The organism is Alishewanella tabrizica (assembly GCF_014652375.1).
Lineage (GTDB): Bacteria > Pseudomonadota > Gammaproteobacteria > Enterobacterales > Alteromonadaceae > Alishewanella > Alishewanella tabrizica.
The window spans coordinates 24,736-43,211 of sequence record NZ_BMYR01000013.1; the positions used below are offsets into that span (position 1 = coordinate 24,736).

Annotated in this window: 18 protein-coding genes; 6 read left to right on the plus strand and 12 right to left on the minus strand. The window is 46.3% G+C overall.

Annotated features, from left to right (window positions below):
* Window positions 1–94 precede the first annotated feature (94 nt).
* The 6 genes from IE070_RS14510 to IE070_RS14535 all read right to left on the minus strand — a co-directional run bounded on the left by IE070_RS14510 (window position 95) and on the right by IE070_RS14535 (window position 5,815).
* A complete protein-coding gene (locus IE070_RS14510) occupies window positions 95–1,249 on the minus strand; it encodes a ribosomal protein uL16 3-hydroxylase (RefSeq protein WP_189483919.1) in 1,155 nt (384 codons plus the stop codon).
* 119 nt (window positions 1,250–1,368) lie between these two features.
* Window positions 1,369–2,739 (minus strand): adenylosuccinate lyase, encoded by a 1,371-nt coding sequence (purB, locus tag IE070_RS14515; RefSeq protein WP_189483920.1) that lies wholly within the window; start codon window positions 2,737–2,739, stop codon window positions 1,369–1,371.
* Window positions 2,740–2,763: 24 nt separating this feature from the next.
* Window positions 2,764–3,387: a high frequency lysogenization protein HflD gene (gene hflD / locus IE070_RS14520; RefSeq protein WP_189483921.1), complete on the minus strand. Its 624-nt coding sequence runs from the start codon at window positions 3,385–3,387 to the stop codon at window positions 2,764–2,766.
* On the minus strand, window positions 3,388–4,491 hold the full coding sequence (mnmA, locus tag IE070_RS14525) for a tRNA 2-thiouridine(34) synthase MnmA (RefSeq protein WP_308428959.1): 1,104 nt from the start codon (window positions 4,489–4,491) through the stop codon (window positions 3,388–3,390). It lies immediately after the preceding gene.
* Between the two features lie 172 nt (window positions 4,492–4,663).
* On the minus strand, window positions 4,664–5,125 hold the full coding sequence (locus tag IE070_RS14530; protein WP_189483923.1) for an NUDIX domain-containing protein: 462 nt from the start codon (window positions 5,123–5,125) through the stop codon (window positions 4,664–4,666).
* 123 nt (window positions 5,126–5,248) lie between these two features.
* Window positions 5,249–5,815 carry a pseudouridine synthase gene (locus tag IE070_RS14535; RefSeq protein ID WP_189483924.1) on the minus strand — a complete coding sequence of 189 codons (567 nt, stop codon included), beginning with the start codon at window positions 5,813–5,815 and terminating at the stop codon, window positions 5,249–5,251.
* A gap of 283 nt (window positions 5,816–6,098) precedes the next feature.
* On the opposite strand from IE070_RS14535, the gene IE070_RS14540 reads away from it, so the two are divergent.
* Window positions 6,099–8,327 (plus strand): NADP-dependent isocitrate dehydrogenase, encoded by a 2,229-nt coding sequence (locus tag IE070_RS14540; RefSeq protein ID WP_189483925.1) that lies wholly within the window; start codon window positions 6,099–6,101, stop codon window positions 8,325–8,327.
* Window positions 8,328–8,475: 148 nt separating this feature from the next.
* On the opposite strand, the gene cspD is transcribed toward IE070_RS14540, so the two are convergent.
* Entirely contained in the window at window positions 8,476–8,688 is a 213-nt protein-coding gene (gene cspD, locus IE070_RS14545; RefSeq protein ID WP_019676583.1) for a cold shock domain-containing protein CspD, read from the minus strand.
* A 197-nt stretch (window positions 8,689–8,885) separates the two neighbouring features.
* Here cspD and clpS point away from each other — a divergent pair, with 197 nt between their 5' ends.
* Both clpS and clpA read left to right on the plus strand, forming a co-directional pair.
* Entirely contained in the window at window positions 8,886–9,206 is a 321-nt protein-coding gene (clpS, locus tag IE070_RS14550) for an ATP-dependent Clp protease adapter ClpS (protein ID WP_189483926.1), read from the plus strand.
* A 64-nt stretch (window positions 9,207–9,270) separates the two neighbouring features.
* Window positions 9,271–11,535, plus strand: coding sequence for an ATP-dependent Clp protease ATP-binding subunit ClpA (clpA, locus tag IE070_RS14555; RefSeq protein WP_189483927.1), 2,265 nt, complete (start codon window positions 9,271–9,273; stop codon window positions 11,533–11,535).
* Between the two features lie 106 nt (window positions 11,536–11,641).
* Here the strand turns inward: clpA and infA are convergent, their stop codons facing one another.
* The 4 genes from infA to trxB all read right to left on the minus strand — a co-directional run bounded on the left by infA (window position 11,642) and on the right by trxB (window position 14,370).
* The gene (infA, locus tag IE070_RS14560; protein ID WP_008610216.1) at window positions 11,642–11,860 is read right to left on the minus strand and encodes a translation initiation factor IF-1; all 219 of its coding nucleotides are present in this window, start codon (window positions 11,858–11,860) and stop codon (window positions 11,642–11,644) included.
* A 94-nt stretch (window positions 11,861–11,954) separates the two neighbouring features.
* Window positions 11,955–12,677 carry an arginyltransferase gene (locus tag IE070_RS14565; RefSeq protein ID WP_189483928.1) on the minus strand — a complete coding sequence of 241 codons (723 nt, stop codon included), beginning with the start codon at window positions 12,675–12,677 and terminating at the stop codon, window positions 11,955–11,957.
* The gene (gene aat, locus IE070_RS14570) at window positions 12,677–13,405 is read right to left on the minus strand and encodes a leucyl/phenylalanyl-tRNA--protein transferase (RefSeq protein ID WP_189483929.1); all 729 of its coding nucleotides are present in this window, start codon (window positions 13,403–13,405) and stop codon (window positions 12,677–12,679) included. The genes IE070_RS14565 and aat overlap by 1 nt, the downstream gene beginning before the upstream one ends.
* A gap of 8 nt (window positions 13,406–13,413) precedes the next feature.
* A complete protein-coding gene (gene trxB / locus IE070_RS14575; protein WP_189483930.1) occupies window positions 13,414–14,370 on the minus strand; it encodes a thioredoxin-disulfide reductase in 957 nt (318 codons plus the stop codon).
* A gap of 278 nt (window positions 14,371–14,648) precedes the next feature.
* Here trxB and trhA point away from each other — a divergent pair, with 278 nt between their 5' ends.
* The gene (trhA, locus tag IE070_RS14580) at window positions 14,649–15,290 is read left to right on the plus strand and encodes a PAQR family membrane homeostasis protein TrhA (protein ID WP_189483931.1); all 642 of its coding nucleotides are present in this window, start codon (window positions 14,649–14,651) and stop codon (window positions 15,288–15,290) included.
* Between the two features lie 133 nt (window positions 15,291–15,423).
* Here trhA and IE070_RS14585 read toward each other — a convergent pair whose 3' ends face one another.
* On the minus strand, window positions 15,424–16,203 hold the full coding sequence (locus IE070_RS14585) for a MipA/OmpV family protein (protein ID WP_189483932.1): 780 nt from the start codon (window positions 16,201–16,203) through the stop codon (window positions 15,424–15,426).
* A 237-nt stretch (window positions 16,204–16,440) separates the two neighbouring features.
* Between IE070_RS14585 and IE070_RS14590 the strand changes: the two genes are divergently transcribed.
* Entirely contained in the window at window positions 16,441–17,703 is a 1,263-nt protein-coding gene (locus IE070_RS14590) for a glycosyltransferase (protein WP_189483933.1), read from the plus strand.
* Window positions 17,696–18,454, plus strand: coding sequence for a Nif3-like dinuclear metal center hexameric protein (locus tag IE070_RS14595; RefSeq protein ID WP_189483934.1), 759 nt, complete (start codon window positions 17,696–17,698; stop codon window positions 18,452–18,454). Before IE070_RS14590 ends, IE070_RS14595 begins: the two co-directional genes overlap by 8 nt.
* Window positions 18,455–18,476: the final 22 nt, after the last annotated feature.

The window sequence follows — 18,476 nt, forward strand, 5'->3', positions numbered from 1 at the left end:
TTTAATCTTTACAGTAAAAACGCCGCAGCTGCGGCGTTTTTACTGGGTCTAATCTTACTCATTATCGTAACTGATTAGCGCTTGAGCAATGCCGTTATGCTTCAAAATACCACAAGCCCTGATTAATCAGATCGGTGATTAACAGCAAACGCTCTTCTCTGGCGATTAAATAAAGGCATTGCTGTTCATCGATCCGCTGGCTGTCACAGAGTAAGCGCGCCGTGAGGTATTCCTCCGCCGGCAGCACAATCCGATTGCCATTAATAAACAGCTGAATATCGCTATCGTTAGCGGCTTGATAATAACTGCAACGTAAACCGCCAAGGCGCGCTAGTACCGAACCTTCTTCAAGGTACTCGGCAATTTCTTCCGGCTGGTAATGTGGATCCGGCTCTTGCTGATCAAGTTCATGTTTTGCCTGCGTTATATATTGGCCAAACCACAGCGGTAATTGCTTACGATCACTTACCAACTGTACCAATAATTGTTGCACTTGATCTAAATCGTGCTCACTAATTGCACCTATTTCGGATGTTAAACCACGCTGGGCATCACTAAAGCGTTTACCAACGATGTCGTTGTCTAACAAGTAATCGGCCAAACCGGTCAATAAATCTTTTTGTGCGGGCGCGCGAAACCCCACAGAATAATTCAGGCTGTTTTCAATGGATATGCCTTCATGTGGACAGCCTGGTGGGATATACAGAATATCGCCTGGCTCCATAACCACATCAATACAAGCGGTAAAAGGTGTTACTTGCAGTAAGCGGGGGTGAGGGCAAATAGATTTTAAACTGGGATCTGGCATACCAACGCGCCAATGACGCTTGCCTTCGCCTTGAATGATAAAGACATCATACTGATCCAGATGCGGACCAACACCGCCGCCGGGGGTAGAAAAACTGACCATTAAGTCATCAATTCGCCAGTTAGGAATAAAGCGAAACGGTTCAATTAGGGCAGCGGCAGGCGGATGCCAATGATCGACGGCTTGAACTAAGATGGTCCACTCTTTCTCACCAAAGCGGGCAAAGTCTTCAAAAGGGCCAGTTTCCAGCTGCCAGTTGCCATCGGTGCACTGGACTAAGCGTGACTCGACATCATCTTCTAAGGCTAAGCCTGCCAGCTCGTCGGCTGAAAGCGGATCCTGAAATTGCTTGAAACCTTGCTTAATCAGCAGTGGCTTTTTTTGCCAGTACTGCTGCATAAAGTCTTCAAGACGTAAATCGCCCAGATCTAATTGGTACATGGTAAGGTCCTTATTGCAGAGACAGTGCAAAGTATGCGCGTTGATTAACTCAGTGAGTTTGCTAAGCAAACAAGCCGACACTATGCCGGCTAGTTTTCTGCTGCTTAATACGCCAGTATTTAGTCCAGTAACTCTACTAAACGAATGGCATCACCGATATAACCGGCAGGTGTTAACTGTTTCATTTCGTTTTTAACGTTGGCAGGTAAATCTAAGCCATCAATAAACACGGCTAAATCGGCTGCACTAATACGCTTACCACGGGTTAGCTCTTTTAACTTTTCATAAGGCTTTTCAATACCGTATTTGCGCATCACGGTTTGCACTGGCTCGGCCAGTAATTCCCAGTTAGCATCTAACTCGGCTAGCAGATTCGCTTCGTTGACTTCAAGCTTACTGATGCCTTTTAAAGTGGCTTGATAAGCAATTAGGGTGTAGCCAAAACCGACCCCTAAATTGCGTAGCACTGTTGAATCGGTCAGATCGCGCTGCCAACGAGATACCGGTAATTTTGCCGACAAATGGTTAAATAATGCGTTAGCGATGCCTAAATTACCTTCTGAGTTTTCAAAATCAATCGGGTTTACTTTATGCGGCATGGTCGAAGAGCCAATTTCACCGGCAACAGTACGTTGTTTGAAATGACCCAGTGCAATATAGCCCCACACATCACGATCAAAATCGAGCAATATGGTGTTAAAACGCGCAATGGCATCAAACAGCTCGGCAATATAATCATGCGGTTCAATTTGCGTGGTGTATGGGTTCCAAGTTACCCCTAATGAGGTAACGAAACGCTCTGCAAAGGCATGCCAATCAATATCTGGGTAGGCAGATAAGTGTGCATTGTAGTTACCAACGGCACCATTAATTTTACCCAGCAGACTTACTGCCGCAATTTGCTCGCGCTGGCGTTTTAAGCGCATATACACGTTAGCCATTTCCTTACCCATGGTCGTGGGAGATGCGGGCTGACCGTGCGTTCTGGCCATCATAGGAACGGCTTTTAAATCTAGGGCAAGTGCTTTAATGGCGGCTAAGAGAGCATCGCACTCTGGCAGTAACACCTGATCACGTGCTTCGCGCAGCATCAGGGCATGCGATAAATTATTGATATCTTCTGACGTGCACGCAAAGTGAATAAATTCGGTGATTGCCAACAGTTCGGCATTTGCCGCCACTTTTTCTTTCAGCAAATATTCAACGGCTTTCACATCGTGATTCGTGGTGCGTTCAATCTCTTTAACACGCGCTGCGTCATCAAGGCTAAAGTCAGTAATGATACGATCTAAAATAGCATTTGCTTCGGCAGATAACGCGGGAACCTCGGTGATCTTGGGTTCTGCGGCTAATTGTTGTAACCAACGCACTTCAACCGTTACCCGGTATTTGATTAAACCAAATTCGCTAAAAATAGGGCGTAAGGCCGCGGCTTTGCTGCCGTAGCGACCATCTACCGGCGATATGGCGGTAAGGGCATTCAGTTCCATGACAACTCCTGATATTGGGCGTGATTAAAGACTGGCCAAAGCGGCTTCCGCGGCGGCGAGTAATTTACGTCGTTTAAAAATAAAGTGTAAGCGGCTGCCACCCGCCTGACGCCATAATACGGCGGCCCTAACTGCAGCCAGTAATAATGCACGTACTTTGTGCTGAACACTGCTTTGGCTAAGTAATTCAGGTTGGCCATAGATTTGGATACGGGCACCTAGGCTACTGATGCAATCGCTGTATATATCGGCCAGTTTACCCACTATGGTATCGTCGGTAACCGTAAAATGTTGTAATTGGCGTTCAAGTTGGCTGAGTTGTTGACCCAGTTCACTCATGTTTTTGGGGGTTTTATGTAAACGCCGTTCTAGGCCCAAAACGCCCACTAAATAACGGGTGAGCTCAACATCTTTTTTCTGTTTATCGCCTAGCTGCTCTACAATAAGCTCAAAGCCTTCACGTAAATTTGCCAGCTCGCCGCCATAGATATCTAGAGGCGTCGCTGGATTCAAATTGACGACACTGCCCAGAATAAGCTCGAGTTTTGCGTGTTGCGATTCGCTCGTGCGCGCGACGTTTTGCACTAATTTAGCGGCTTGGCATAAGGCTGCCAGCGCAATCAGTTGCGTTTGAATCGAGGTTTCCATTTAATTCAGTGCCTCATCAATAATACCACCACCCAGACACACGTCATCGAGATAAAAAACGGCTGACTGACCGGGTGTAACGGCTTTTTGGGGATGTTCGAAGGTCACCAATACTCTACCCTCTGGCTGTGGTGTCACCGTGCAGGCAATATCGGTCTGCCGATAGCGTGTTTTTACGGTTAAGTGTGTTACGTGCTGTGGGCCGATACGATCGACCCAATGCAATTGACTGGCGATCAATCCCGTTGAAAGTAGCGCGGGATGATCATGACCTTGTGCCACTAAAAGCTGATTTTTATCGAGATCTTTTGCAACCACATACCAAGGATCATCACCGCCGTCACGCAAGCCCCCAATGCCGAGGCCCTTGCGTTGCCCCAGCGTGTGGTACATTAATCCTTCGTGTCGACCAATAATTTTACCATCGTCAATACTGACAATATCACCGGGCTGTGCGGGTAAATAGTGTTGTAAAAAGTCTTTAAACTTACGCTCGCCGATAAAGCAAATACCGGTAGAGTCTTTTTTGTCGTGAGTAATTAAGCCTTGTTGCTCTGCAATAGCCCGTACTGCCGGTTTTTCTAATTCGCCCACTGGGAAGAGCGTTTGTGCAATATGGTGTTCAGCTAAGGTGTATAAAAAATAGCTTTGATCTTTATTGCTATCTAAGCCACGCAGCATTTGCCAATGGCCATCGTGATAGCGACGACGCACATAGTGTCCTGTGGCAATATAATCGGCTTGTAAGGCGTCGGCGGCAAAGTCTAAAAAGGCTTTAAATTTGATTTCTTTGTTGCACATAATGTCGGGATTTGGCGTGCGGCCGGCTTTATATTCGGCTAAGAAATACTCGAATACGTTATCCCAATATTCAGCAGCAAAATTGACTTTGTGTAATTTAATGCCAAGTTTATCGCAAACGGCTTGCGCATCAGCCATGTCTTCGGCTGCAGCACAGTATTCGTCGTTGTCATCTTCTTCCCAGTTCTTCATGAACAGGCCTTCAACCTGGTAGCCCTGTTGTAACAGTAACCACGCTGACACGGATGAATCAACGCCGCCGGACATGCCAACGATAACTTTTTTACTACTATTATCAGACACGCTGTTGTCAGACATAATCTCGCACTTCACTTAGCCAAAAAGAAAGGCGCGAATTATAACACCAAAATGCGCATTGAAAAACGCCAACGGCGGCTAAGTTAGCCAGTCATTATGTGACTAGCCTATGTTAGGCGCTGTGGCTATGAAGATTTGTTAGGCGATATTGTTCGCATCACAAGGTGATTAAAGGCTGGATTAACGTTAACGGCAAACGAATTTGCTGGGTATAGCACTCGATTGCATCGGTGACCAGTTTGCTGCGAACAGGAATGGGTTGAGCCAGTAATTCTGCAGCAGATAGCCAATGTAAGGCTAATATATCACTATCTTGAGGTTGATAATTAGCGGGCAGCGTGCTGGGTTCAAATAAAAAGTTGATTCGGATGTAGGTATGCTCGTTGGTCGATTTTAATTGTGAGATCCCCAGCCATGCTGTGGGTTCTAGCTGTAAGCCGGTCTCTTCGAACACTTCGCGACAAATCGCTTGTACGATGTCTTCATCCTCTTCCATGTGTCCTGCTGGTTGGTTTAATACTCTATGCCCCCCAATTTTGTCTCGCTCTTCAACAAATAAAAACCTGTCATTAAACACGACAACAGCAGCAACAGTGATGTGTAAGCGGGTACGACTCATGTAAAATCCTTTATGGGTGTGCGAAAAGCATACGCGACGATATGAAGTATATACAGGCTCAAGTCAGCACCGGCCATTTGTAAGCACGTTGCCAACCGACAAAACATCGTTATCATATTACTATCACATTGACGCATCTAAAGTAATAGTACGGCTTGCACCAGGCGCTAGATCGCCTAATTGCCAACATCCTATTTGTGCGCGAACCAAACGTAGCGTGGGAAACCCCACTGCGGCCGTCATACGCCTAACTTGGCGATTGCGCCCCTCGGAGATGGTTAAACTAAGCCAACTGGTTGGTATGGCGGCGCGAAAACGTACCGGTGGATGGCGTGGCCAAAGCGTCGGTTCTGGCATACGTTCAGCCAAGGCGGGTAACGTGAGGCCATCATTCAACACAACGCCTGCGGCTAATTGTGCTAACGCCAGATCAGTAATTATTCCTTCAACTTGCACCCAATACGTCTTGGGGGCTTTAAAGGCTGGATCGCTAATTTTTTGTTGCGTTTTACCGCAATTAGTCAGTAACAATAATCCTTCACTGTCACGATCCAAGCGGCCTGCCGGATACACATTGGGGATTGTGATAAAATTTGCTAGGGTAGCGCGGGGGGGCGAACTGTTGTCGGTAAACTGGCTGAGCACATCAAATGGTTTATTAAATAGCACCAACAATGGAATTTCTACCATAGTCCTATTGTTTTTTGGCAAAAAAGCCTTATGTTTTTGAAGGTCTGCTGTTTTGGTTTTTTTCACACGGTTTCTCTAAGGTTTTCACGGCGGTGTTTGAAATTCGTGGCCTAATGCTGATGGGATATCATTCGCATAAGCATTGACCAAGCACTCGCCTGTTTTAATCGATACGATGCTGATATAATAAACGCGCTTCGTTTGGCTGCGTTTAAACAATTTCCACAAATGGGTGGCAATGGCTTTGTCATGGCGATCCGGCTATTACAATACAGGAACTAACATGTCGAAAGAAAGTGCAAAAATTATTTACACCATCACGGATGAGGCGCCAGCACTGGCCACTCAATCGCTCCTGCCTATTATCGAGGCCTTTTCTGCCGCGGCGGGTGTAGCCGTTGAAACACGCGATATATCGTTATCAGGCCGCATTATTGCCAGCTTTCCAGAATTTTTAACGGCTGAACAGCGCATTAATGATGATCTGGCAGAATTGGGTGAATTGGCAAAACAGCCTGACGCTAATATTATTAAATTACCCAACATCAGTGCTTCAGTGCCGCAATTAATTGCAGCCATTAAAGAATTACAAGCCCAAGGCTATGCGTTGCCAACGTATCCCGAAGAGCCCAAAACAGACCAAGAACGTGATATTAAAACCCGTTATGACAAAATAAAAGGTTCAGCGGTAAACCCAGTTTTACGTGAAGGTAACTCAGATCGTCGGGCACCGGCTTCCGTTAAGCAATATGCTCGTAAAAACCCGCACAGTATGGGTGCCTGGAGCAGCAGTTCAAAATCGCACGTTGCGCATATGAGCGCCGGCGATTTTTATGGTTCTGAGCAATCTGCCACTATGGCGGCTGACGATGTACTGAACATTAGCTTACACAAAGCTGATGGCAGTGTGCAGGTATTAAAAGAGAAGGTTGCGGTATTGGCTGGCGAAGTCGTTGATGCCACCTTTATGAGTGCCAGCGCGTTACGGGCGTTTTATGCCGAACAAATTGCCGATGCCAAAGCGCAGGGTGTGTTGTTTTCACTGCACTTAAAAGCCACCATGATGAAGGTGTCTGATCCAATCATGTTTGGTCATGCGGTTAAGGTGTTTTACCAAGAGATTTTTGCTAAGCACGCGGCGACGATTGCGAAACTGGGTGTGGATGTAAATAATGGTTTTGGTGATCTCTACGCTAAGCTGAAAAACCTACCACAAGCCGAGCAAGATGCCATCATCGCTGATATTAATGCACTGTATGCCACTAAGCCGGCGATGGCGATGGTTAACTCTGACAAAGGTATTACTAACCTGCACGTACCCAGTGATGTCATTATCGATGCGTCTATGCCAGCGATGATCAGAAGTTCTGGCCAGATGTGGGGCCCAGATGGTCAGCTGCAAGATACCAAAGCCGTGATCCCCGATCGCTGCTACGCAGGTGTTTATCAGGAAACAATCGAGTTCTGCCGTAAAAATGGCGCCTTTGATCCGCGTACTATGGGCTCAGTGCCGAACGTAGGCCTGATGGCACAAAAAGCGGAAGAATACGGCTCACACGACAAGACCTTTGAAATGGCTGCTGCAGGTACTGTAGTGGTTACCAACAGTAAGGGTGAAACCGTATTTAGCCATGTGGTAGAAGCGGGTGATATTTGGCGGATGTGCCAGGTAAAAGACGCGCCAATCCGTGATTGGGTGAAATTAGCGGTAAATCGTTCACGTTTGAGCAATACACCTGCTGTTTTTTGGTTAGACAGCGCGCGCGCGCATGATGCGCAGATCATTAAGAAAGTTAACGCTTACTTAAAAGAGCATGATACCCAAGGTTTAGATATTCAGATTATGTCACCGGTTGAAGCAACCCGTCACAGTCTGGCGCGCATGAAGCAAGGTTTAGATACCATTTCGGTTACCGGTAACGTGCTGCGTGATTATTTAACGGATTTATTCCCAATTTTAGAATTGGGCACCAGTGCCAAGATGCTATCTATAGTACCGTTAATGAACGGTGGCGGCTTGTTCGAAACCGGTGCGGGCGGTTCAGCACCGAAGCACGTTGAGCAATTTGTGGATGAAAACCACCTGCGTTGGGATTCGTTAGGTGAGTTTTTAGCGCTAGCGGCCTCGTTAGAGCATTTGGCACAAGTTGCTGATAATAAGGTTGCACAGATTCTGGCTGATACGCTGGATCACGCTACCGCCTTGTTCCTAGATAACGACAAGTCACCACGCCGTAAAGCGGGTGAGCTGGATAACCGTGGTAGCCATTTCTATTTGGCGATGTACTGGGCTGATGCGATGGCTAAACAAACGAACGATGCCGCTTTAGCAGCACGTTTTGCCAAGCTAGCGGATACCTTACATGCTAATGAACAGCAAATTCTGGCTGAGTTAAATGGCGTGCAAGGTAAGGCGGTTGATATCGGCGGTTACTTCCGTCCAGATCAGACTAAAGCGGCTGCTGCGATGCGTCCAAGTTCGACATTAAATGCAGCCTTAGCTGCGCTATAATCGTTTTAGCAATCGTTATAGCAATCGTTATAGCGCCTGTGTCATGTTTACTCTTGGCACAGACCATTTAAAACAATAAGGCGCTAATGAAATGTTAGCGCCTTATTTTTTAAGCTAAATGCCGCTTAAGTATGTGCAGCGTGGTGTCTTATTCTTCACCAGGCAGTTTAATATTCACCGCGTGTAAGCCTTTTGGGCCTTCTGACAAATCAAAAACCACATCCTGACCTGCCTTAAGCGTGCGGTAGCCGTCCATGCTGATGGTTGAATAATGGGCGAAGATATCTTCATCGCGACCATCTTCCCGGATAAACCCAAATCCTTTTGCATTATTGAACCATTTTACTTTACCGGTAGCCATACTACTTACTTCCTTCTCTAAGTTAGCTATATTCTGTATGCTAGTGATGTACACTCATGGGAGTTGCATACTCCACTATCTAATGTAGATAATTTGTACAGACAGTCAAGGTGTTTGCTGAAATTAAGCTGAATACTTTATTAAATTTTAATTAAAGCGCCTTTGCTGGATGGCGCATGCATGGCTATAGTTGATATATGAGCGGTTTTAACAATCCAAACGTACATAATGATGATCTTGCAGAACTGACGCGGCAGCGCTTGGCGCCGCCGCCCATGTATAAGGTGATTTTGCATAATGACGATTTCACGCCAATGGATTTTGTAATCGACGTGTTAGCGCGGTTTTTTAATATGCAATATGAACGGGCAACTGAAATAATGTTAAAAGTACATTATGAAGGAAGCGCAGTGTGTGGCGTTTATACAGCAGAAATTGCTGAAACCAAGGTACAGCAGGTAAGCCAGTATGCGAAAGAGCATCAGCATCCTCTGCTTTGTACAATGGAGCGCGCTTAAGCAAGCCAACAAAAACCAACGACTGTTGGGGTAGTAACTAACTCAGGTGGATTAGGAGTAGTATATGTTAAATAAAGATCTTGAGTTAACTCTGAATATGGCATTCAGATTTGCGCGTGACCGTCGGCATGAGTTTATGACCGTAGAGCACCTGCTGTTAGCCTTGTTAGATAATCCTGCTGCCAGTGCAGCGTTAAAATCGTGTGGCGCGAACATTGATAAGCTGCGCCAAGAGCTCAGTAGTTTTATCGACTCCACCACGCCTGTGTTGCCGGAAGGCGATGTAGAGCGTGATACTCAGCCTACATTGGGTTTTCAGCGTGTGTTGCAACGTGCCGTATTTCATGTGCAATCATCAGGCAAAGCCGAAGTGAATGGCGCAAATGTGCTGGTAGCCATTTTCTCTGAACAAGAGTCCCAAGCCGTCTATTTACTCAAAAAAGTCGATATTACCCGCTTAGATGTGGTGAATTATATTTCGCACGGTATTACCAAAACTGAAAAATCAGAGCAACACGATGAACCGTCACAGGAAGAAAGTTCGGAAGGTGGTCAGGAAGAACATCGCTATTTAGAAACCTTTACGGCTAATTTAAATGTGCTTGCAAAAAATGGCCAAATCGATCCTCTGATTGGTCGTGATGCCGAAGTTGAGCGAGCGGTTCAAGTATTGTGTCGTCGTAAAAAGAATAATCCGTTATTAGTCGGGGAAGCTGGCGTTGGTAAAACGGCAATAGCGGAAGGCTTAGCATGGCGTATCGTGCAGCAACAAGTGCCTGAAGTGATTGCGGATGCGACTATTTATTCGCTAGATATGGGCGCCTTGCTCGCGGGCACGAAATATCGTGGTGATTTTGAAAAGCGCTTAAAGTCACTTTTAAAAGAAGTTGAAAACGAAAAAAACGCCATCTTATTTATTGATGAAATTCACACCGTGATTGGCGCGGGAGCGGCATCGGGTGGGGTGATGGATGCGTCTAATTTAATTAAACCGCTGTTATCAAGTGGTCGCTTACGGTGTATGGGATCAACCACTTACCAAGAGTTTAAATCTATTTTTGAAAAAGATACCGCCTTGGTGCGCCGCTTTCAGAAAATTGATGTGTTAGAACCTAGCGTTGAAGATACTACACGTATTTTATTGGGGCTAAAAGAACGCTATGAGCAGCACCATAATGTGAAATACACCCAAAAAGCCCTTCGTGCTGCCGCGGAATTGTCAGCAAAATATATCAACGAGCGGCATTTGCCCGATAAAGCCATTGATGTAATTGACGAAGCGGGGGCATCACAGCGGTTATTACCCTTATCTAAACGCAAAAAAACCATTAATGTACCGGAAATTGAACAAGTGATTGCGCGGATGGCGCGGATCCCTGAAAAATCCGTGTCGGCTTCTGATAAAGATGTGTTAGCCAATTTAGATCGTAATCTTAAGCTGGTGGTATTTGGCCAAAATGAGCCGATTGATGTGTTAACCTCTGCGATAAGATTGTCGCGTTCAGGTTTAGGCAATGAAGAAAAACCCATCGGTAATTTCCTATTTGCAGGTCCCACGGGGGTAGGCAAAACCGAAGTGACCAAGCAATTGGCTAAAGTGATGGGCGTTGAATTACTGCGTTTTGATATGTCCGAGTATATGGAGCGTCATGCGGTTAGCCGTTTGATTGGTGCGCCGCCAGGGTATGTTGGTTTTGAACAAGGCGGCATGTTAACCGATGCCGTCTCAAAACATCCTTATTCGGTTGTATTGCTCGACGAAATTGAGAAGGCGCATTCTGATATCTACAATATTTTATTGCAGGTTATGGATCACGGCACGTTAACGGATAACAATGGCCGCAAGATCGATTTTAGAAATGTGGTTTTGGTGATGACAACCAATGCCGGTGTGCAGGAAACCATTCGTAAATCAATTGGCTTTAAGCAACAGGATCATAGCCATGATGCGCTAGCCGAAATTAATAAAACCTTTAGTCCGGAGTTTCGTAACCGCCTAGATGGGATTATTTGGTTTAAACATTTAGATCAGGACATTATTCTGCAAATTGTTGACAAGTTTATTTGTGATTTACAAGTGCAATTGGATAAGAAGCAAGTCTCACTGGAGTTGACGGCCGATGCCAGACAATGGCTCGCAGAGAAAGGCTATGATCATGCAATGGGTGCGCGGCCAATGGCGCGTGTGATCCAAGAGCATTTGAAAAAGCCACTCGCCAATGAAATATTGTTTGGTGCCTTAATGGCCGGTGGGGAAGTCAAAGTTAGCCTTAAAGATCAGCTATTACACTTTGAATATCAATCGGCTAAGGCGTTAGCTAATGCGTAAGTTAACTAATACGTATTTGTGTTAAAGAGTAGGCAAGATAAACGCAAAAACCCGGCTATGGCCGGGTTTATCTGTTAGCGCAGTAAACCACGCTAACGGTGTAGACTTAACGCTGGCGGAATACGATACGACCTTTAGTCAAATCGTAAGGTGTCAGTTCAACAGTGACTTTGTCGCCCGTTAAAATGCGGATATAGTTTTTACGCATTTTGCCAGAAATGTGCGCGATCACTACGTGACCATTCTCAAGTTCAACTTTGAACATCGTATTTGGCAGGGTATCCAAAATGGTACCTTGCATTTCAATTACATCTTCTTTCGCCATTCAGCGTACTCGCCTCTATAAAATTGGGTGCCTTCGGAAAAACAGCGCAGATTGTGCCGAAATACGGCCAATAAGTAAAGCAGCAAGCGCTTTTTTAAGCAAATGAGTGCCAATATCCATCAAAAAAACGCTGATGCGGCCGAAATTCGGTTTTGTAGGCCATTTTTCGACAGCCATCGACCTGGTAACCGAGGTAAACAAATTGCCTTGCAGATGCTTTTGCCTCGGCCAGTAAATACAGTACCGCCAGTTTACCTGGTGAAAATGCCACCGCTTCAGGTGCAAAAAAACTGTACACCGCTGAGTAACTGTTGGTTAAGGCGTCAATAATGCTTACCGCCATTAATTGCTGTTGTTGATACACGGTAAGCAGTTTTATGGGTTGCCATTGAGAGCTCAGCAGTGAATCAAGCTGTTCAGGAGTGGCGGGGTACATACTGCCATCGGCATGCTTAAAGGCAATATAACGCTCAAATAGGGCAAAGAGTGACTGATACGCTTCGGGTGTAAGGTTGTTGTCCTGTAGACGATAATGCCAGTTAGCCCGTTCGGCTTTAGCCAAGATCCGCCGCTGTGCGCGAGAGGGCTCAAAGGTATTTACCGGAATGCGTAACGATTGACAGGCTTGGCATTGCGCACAATGCGGTCGATATAATTGGTTGCCACTGCGTCGAAAATTGTGTGCGACCAATTGCTCATAAAGCTGATGATCGTGTGGGATAGGTGACATTAATACGGCTAGCTGCTCTTGTGCCGTAGGTAAATAGCTACAGGTTGCAGGCGGAGTTAACCCAAATTGCAGCGGTGTGCTGGACATTAGAGCGGCGTCCGCGCGGGTTGTAACAACAGTGTTTTTGGTGACCAGTGCCCGTTGGGTGCGGGTTGTGTCTGCAAGCGCTTTAATAACGTGAGATAATCAGATCGGGGTAGCGGGGTGGCACCGAGTTGTAACAAAAATCGATTTGGTAATTGGCAATCTATCCAGCCTTCCGCATACTGTTGTAAATGCTGTTGCAACGCAATTAAGGCAAACTTAGCACCGTTATCAATTCGATTGAACATCGATTCCCCACAAAACAATTGTCCAAGTTGCACGCCATATAACCCGGCGACAACGGTATCATGCTGCCAAATTTCAATGCTATGCGCTACACCTAACTGGTGCAAGGTTAAATAGGCCTGTTGCATCGGAGGTAAAATCCAGGTTTGCGCTTGGCTGGGTCTGGGGGCGGCACAATGCTGCATGACTTCGGCAAACCGTTGATTAAGCGTGATCCGGTACTCGCCTTTTTGCCATTGTTTACGTAAGGTTCTATTTAACAAGAGCGTATCGGGCGGAAACACTGCGCGGATTGATGGGCTCCACCATAAGAGGGGATCGCCCTCAGAAAACCACGGGAAAATACCAGATTGGTAAGCGAGTGTTAATCGTTCAGGAGATAAGTCACCGCCCATAGCCAGTAAACCATCAGGTTCTGCTAAAGCGCGGCTTACTGGAGGAAAACTGAGCTGCTCAACGAGCAGCTCGGGTAAGTAAATAGGCATTGCTGCGATTATTTACTCAAGGCATCTAGGTAACGTTCAGCATCTAATGCCGCCATACACCCTGAACCGGCAGAGGTAATGGCTTGGCGATAAATATGATCAGCAACATCGCCTGCGGCGAAAACACCAGCAATACTGGTTTGAGTGGCATTACCTTCAGTACCGCTTTGTACTTTTAAGTAACCGCCATTCATCTCTAACTGGCCGGCAAAAATATCGGTGTTAGGTTTGTGACCAATCGCGATAAACACGCCTTGTAACGCCACATCTTCAGCAGGTGCGCCTTGAGTCGATTTTAAGCGGACACCTGTAACGCCCATATCATCGCCTAACACTTCTTCTAATTCGCGATGAGTGTGTAAAATAATGTTACCACTGGCTACTTTGGCCATTAAACGATCAATTAAGATCTTCTCGGCTTTAAAGGTATCGCGACGATGCACTAAATGCACTTCTGCGGCAATATTCGATAAATACAGTGCTTCTTCAACGGCAGTGTTACCACCACCAATCACGGCCACTTTTTGATTGCGATAAAAAAAGCCATCACAGGTGGCACAGGCTGATACACCGCGACCACTATAAGCTTGTTCCGAAGGTAAGCCTAAGTACTTCGCTGACGCGCCAGTGGCAATAATTAAGGCATCGCAGCTATATTGACCATTGTCGCCGGTTAAGATGAAAGGGCGTTGCTGTAAATTTACCGTATGAATATGATCAAACACGATTTCGGTGTTGAAGGCTTCAGCGTGTGCTTGCATCCGCTCCATTAAGCCCGGACCGGTTAAGCCGTGTGCGTCACCAGGCCAATTCTCAACTTCAGTGGTGGTGGTTAATTGCCCACCCTGTTGCATACCCGTTAAGAGAACCGGAGCCAAGTTAGCGCGCGCCGCATACACGGCGGCGGTATAACCCGCGGGGCCAGAGCCCAGAATAAGCAGTTTGCTGTGTTTGATCTCTGACATCAGAGTACTCCAAAGTTAAAAGGCAAAAAATAAGTTAGTTTAGCTGCCTGCTAAGTAGGCATCGCGGTATTTGCAATAAATAGCGTTACCGCAAGTATTAAACCAATGGTATAGGGCAGATTCTACGGAAAGCCCGATTAAAGCGAAAGCCTAATGCAAGGATATGCGGGCGTTTTGCTGTAAATAAAGCCGCACAGTGATTAATTTTTACCAGTATGAGTATGTTGTTGAGTGAAAGCTGGTAAGATCAGTGGCCAAGCCGTTTTTAGTAAGCCATTATGAGTCATTACAGCCGTTTAGAAGAGCATTTACACAGTGTCAGCCATGGCATTGGCGCGATCTTGGCCATAATAGGAAGTTATCTGCTGTTTAGTCACACCCTAAAGGGGGACGGTTGGCAGCAAACGGCGGCGCTGTTATATGGTTTTTCGCTTATCTTGTTATATAGCAGTTCGAGCCTCTACCATTTTTTTCAGAATCCACAGCTTAAATTTCGGCTTAGGCAATTAGATCACGCCGCTATTTTTATCCTTATTGCGGGTACATACAGCCCTTTTACACTGGTAAGTTTACGTGGGCATTGGGGCTTAGCGCTATTTACAGTCGTTTGGGTAATTGCTATTGCAGGCGTATTGTTGGAATGTTTAAGTGGAATGAAATACAAAAAATTATCGTTAGGCTTATATTTAGGCTTAGGTTGGATAGTGGTGGTCGCGATTAAACCGATGTTAGAGCAGTTAGCGCCCGGTGCATTATGGTTACTCTTAGCTGGGGGACTAAGCTACTCATTCGGTGTCATCTTTTATGTATGGAAAAGCCTGTATATGCACCATCTTATTTGGCATATATTTGTTCTTGGCGGCAGTGTTTTACATTTTTTAGCAGTGTATTGGTATGTATTGCCCGCTGTAGTAGAGTGATCAACGATATTAAGGGGGGATACCTCGCGCAGTTATTGTCACCCCTAATCCTCTTCATACAGACGCCTGACCGCTCAAAATCGCAGCGAGCCTTATTGGTATTTAAACGACGGTATCTGCATAAAATCCGTATTTAAAAAAACCGCGACCAGGCCAAAAAAGCCGACACACCCGTATCACGATCCGTTAATGGGCTATCACTAATACTCTTGTCGTACCAATGATGCTCTACCCCTAACCGCGTCATCCCGCCAAAAAAGATTGGGGTACTAAACGCGAGCCCTAGATGATAATTAAACGCTGATCCTGCCTCATAAAATGCACGATTAGCCGTGACTTCGTTTTGGCGAACACCATAATAATAATCAACGAGATTGCTGGTGGCATAACTAATGCCCGCTTCTGGACTGATCTGCAACGGACCAGAGCGGAGGGTGTAAGACAGTTTTAGTTTAGATTCTTGCCCATTTGAATTATTAAGCGCATCGGCAAGTGTTTCAGCCTCAAGCGTCCATTGATCGCGTTGAAATTGAATACTTACGCCTGCATCAAGTGAGTTTTTACGTTTAGCCATCCCAGCAAAAACATCGCTATCACTATCATCAAAACCCGCAAAACGGGGCGCTAGCTTGGCATTAATACGTATGTCTCCAAGCACCGTATCAGTCCATTTAGCGAGTTCATAGGTGACAAAAGGCCCATACACAGAGAGCTTTTCGCCGCGATAACCGATTAATGGCAGTGGAATAACCCGACGTTTGTACCCTTGATAAATTTCTTGATTAATCCCGACCCCCACACCGTACAAAAATCCTTGCGGAGCGGTTGGTGCGTTTTGTTGTGCAGAAACCGCACCACTTAACAGCAACGAAGCAATCAGGGTAAGGGCGAATGGCGTGCGAATAGTGAGCATAAACCAACCTCTAAAATATGTCGTTCGCATTGGCGCGAACCGCTTTAACAGTAAGCATTATGTTTAATAAATAATTATCACTCTTAACTTACTTTTATCACACTGATTACGATCAATCTAGAGAGTTTTTTTTGTGTGTAATTGTGTACGCAAGTTCCTGCTTTTTCGTCATTAAAACGCTAAAATAGCGTTTTGAGTATCCTTTGCCTTAAGGATGATTTTATAAGCGAGCACGTGATGCCGACAGTGGTTGTGATAGGGTATGTGTGGCCTGAGCCTGCGTCTTCAGCGGCGGGAAGCCGTATGCTCAGTTTAATTCGATTATTTCAGATGCAAGGTTATCAGGTGGTGTTTGCCAGCGCGGCAGAAAAAAGCCCGCATCGCTTTGATTTACCGAGTATCGGGGTGGTAGAGCAGAGCATCGTATTAAATTGTGACAGTTTTCAGCCTTGGTTACAGGCATTGTCACCACACGCCGTACTGTTCGATCGCTTTATGTTGGAGGAGCAGTTTGGCTGGCGCGTGGCAGAAGCGTGCCCAGCGGCGCTGCGTATTCTGGATATGGAAGATATGCATGCGTTACGCCATGCCCGCCATGAAACAGTAAAAGCCGATAATACCTGTGTTGCGAACGTGGTGGCGGCTGAACGGTTAAATAATGATTTGGCCTTTCGCGAAGTGGCGTCGATTTATCGCTGCGATCTGACCTTGGTGATCTCCAGTTATGAAATGCAGCTGTTACAACAACATTATCATATCCCCGAGGCGTTACTCTGTTATTGCCCCTTTTGGCAAAGTGGTCCCTATGCCGAGGTTCCAGACTTTGCGGCACGGGCACATTTTATGAGTATTGGTAATTTTCGTCATGCGCCTAATTGGCAAGCGGTGTTGTGGCTGAAACAGCAAATATGGCCGTTAATTCGTCAACAATTACCTAAGGCAGAGCTGCATATCTATGGCGCTTATCCGCCGCCCAAAGCTACCGCGCTTAACAATGTCCGAGAAGGCTTTTTGGTCAAAGGATGGGCATCAGATGCGGTGGCCGTGATGCAGCAAGCCAGAGTGTGTTTGGCGCCTTTGCAGTTTGGTGCGGGCTTAAAAGGCAAGCTGCTTGAAGCAATGCAATGCGGTACACCCAGCATGACAACCAGTGTCGGGGCTGAAGGTATGTCAAGTGACAACGCGCAGTGCGCTTGGTCTGGGGGTATTGCGGATAGCGCATTGCCGTTTGCCACTGCAGCCTGTGCTTTATACCAGGATGAAGAGGCGTGGTTAAGTGCCCAGCAACGGGGGTATCGTATTCTCACTGAGCGGTTTAGCGAACAGCAAGCTCAGCGAGTCTGGCAGCTATTACAGCGCTTATTGGATGAGTCTCCGGCCGAGCGTAATATTCGGCGGCACAGCAATTTTACCGGGCAAATGTTACAATCGCATGCTTATCGCAGCACCCGCTATATGGGGCAGTGGATTGCAGCAAAAAATAGGAATAATCATGATTGAACGCCAGCAACTTGTTAACTTTATTGATGAAACGCTTAATAGTGCTCGGATTAAAGATTATTGTCCTAATGGGTTACAGGTAGAAGGTAAGGCCGAGATCCGCACCATTGTCACGGGCGTCACTGCCAGCCATGCGTTATTAGCCCAAGCGGTTGCGCTGCATGCCGATGCGGTCTTAGTGCATCATGGTTATTTTTGGAAAAACGAAGCGATGCCGGTGGTAGGCATGAAAAAGCGTCGATTAGCACTGTTATTGCAGCATGATATTAATTTATTGGCCTATCATTTACCGTTAGATGTACATGCGGAACTTGGCAATAATGCGCAGCTAGGTGCTATTTTAGGAATATCGCAATCTAAACCGGTACTGACGGCCGAGCCATTAGGTGTCCTGCAACAGGGTACGTTAGCGGTTGCTACACCGTTAGCGGTGCTTGCCCAGCACTTACGCGACACCTTGGGGCGTGATGTGCTGGTTGAAGATGCGGGTATAGGGCTGGTGCAGACTATTGCCTGGTGCACTGGGGGTGGGCAGGGGTATATCGAACAGGCTGCTGCCGCAGGGGCGCAATTATTTGTAACGGGTGAAGTGTCCGAACAAACGATTCATATTGCACGCGAATTGGGTATTCATTTTATTGCGGCAGGGCATCATGCAACAGAACGTTATGGTGTTAAAGCCTTAGGCGAGTATTTAGCCACTGAACTAGGCCTTAAGGTTCACTTTGTCGACATTGATAATCCGGCCTAATCCCAGCCTTTACTGGGGTAGC

Excerpts from the sequence above, each read along its gene's own strand:
- IE070_RS14510 (WP_189483919.1), bottom strand. The coding sequence starts at position 1,249 with ATGTACCAATTAGATCTGGGCGATTTACGTCTTGAAGACTTTATGCAG.
- purB (WP_189483920.1), bottom strand. The coding sequence starts at position 2,739 with ATGGAACTGAATGCCCTTACCGCCATATCGCCGGTAGATGGTCGCTAC.
- hflD (WP_189483921.1), bottom strand. The coding sequence starts at position 3,387 with ATGGAAACCTCGATTCAAACGCAACTGATTGCGCTGGCAGCCTTATGC.
- IE070_RS14530 (WP_189483923.1), bottom strand. The coding sequence starts at position 5,125 with ATGAGTCGTACCCGCTTACACATCACTGTTGCTGCTGTTGTCGTGTTT.
- IE070_RS14535 (WP_189483924.1), bottom strand. The coding sequence starts at position 5,815 with ATGGTAGAAATTCCATTGTTGGTGCTATTTAATAAACCATTTGATGTG.
- IE070_RS14540 (WP_189483925.1), top strand. The coding sequence starts at position 6,099 with ATGTCGAAAGAAAGTGCAAAAATTATTTACACCATCACGGATGAGGCG.
- cspD (WP_019676583.1), bottom strand. The coding sequence starts at position 8,688 with ATGGCTACCGGTAAAGTAAAATGGTTCAATAATGCAAAAGGATTTGGG.
- clpS (WP_189483926.1), top strand. The coding sequence starts at position 8,886 with ATGAGCGGTTTTAACAATCCAAACGTACATAATGATGATCTTGCAGAA.
- clpA (WP_189483927.1), top strand. The coding sequence starts at position 9,271 with ATGTTAAATAAAGATCTTGAGTTAACTCTGAATATGGCATTCAGATTT.
- infA (WP_008610216.1), bottom strand. The coding sequence starts at position 11,860 with ATGGCGAAAGAAGATGTAATTGAAATGCAAGGTACCATTTTGGATACC.
- IE070_RS14565 (WP_189483928.1), bottom strand. The coding sequence starts at position 12,677 with ATGTCCAGCACACCGCTGCAATTTGGGTTAACTCCGCCTGCAACCTGT.
- aat (WP_189483929.1), bottom strand. The coding sequence starts at position 13,405 with ATGCCTATTTACTTACCCGAGCTGCTCGTTGAGCAGCTCAGTTTTCCT.
- trxB (WP_189483930.1), bottom strand. The coding sequence starts at position 14,370 with ATGTCAGAGATCAAACACAGCAAACTGCTTATTCTGGGCTCTGGCCCC.
- trhA (WP_189483931.1), top strand. The coding sequence starts at position 14,649 with ATGAGTCATTACAGCCGTTTAGAAGAGCATTTACACAGTGTCAGCCAT.
- IE070_RS14585 (WP_189483932.1), bottom strand. The coding sequence starts at position 16,203 with ATGCTCACTATTCGCACGCCATTCGCCCTTACCCTGATTGCTTCGTTG.
- IE070_RS14590 (WP_189483933.1), top strand. The coding sequence starts at position 16,441 with ATGCCGACAGTGGTTGTGATAGGGTATGTGTGGCCTGAGCCTGCGTCT.
- IE070_RS14595 (WP_189483934.1), top strand. The coding sequence starts at position 17,696 with ATGATTGAACGCCAGCAACTTGTTAACTTTATTGATGAAACGCTTAAT.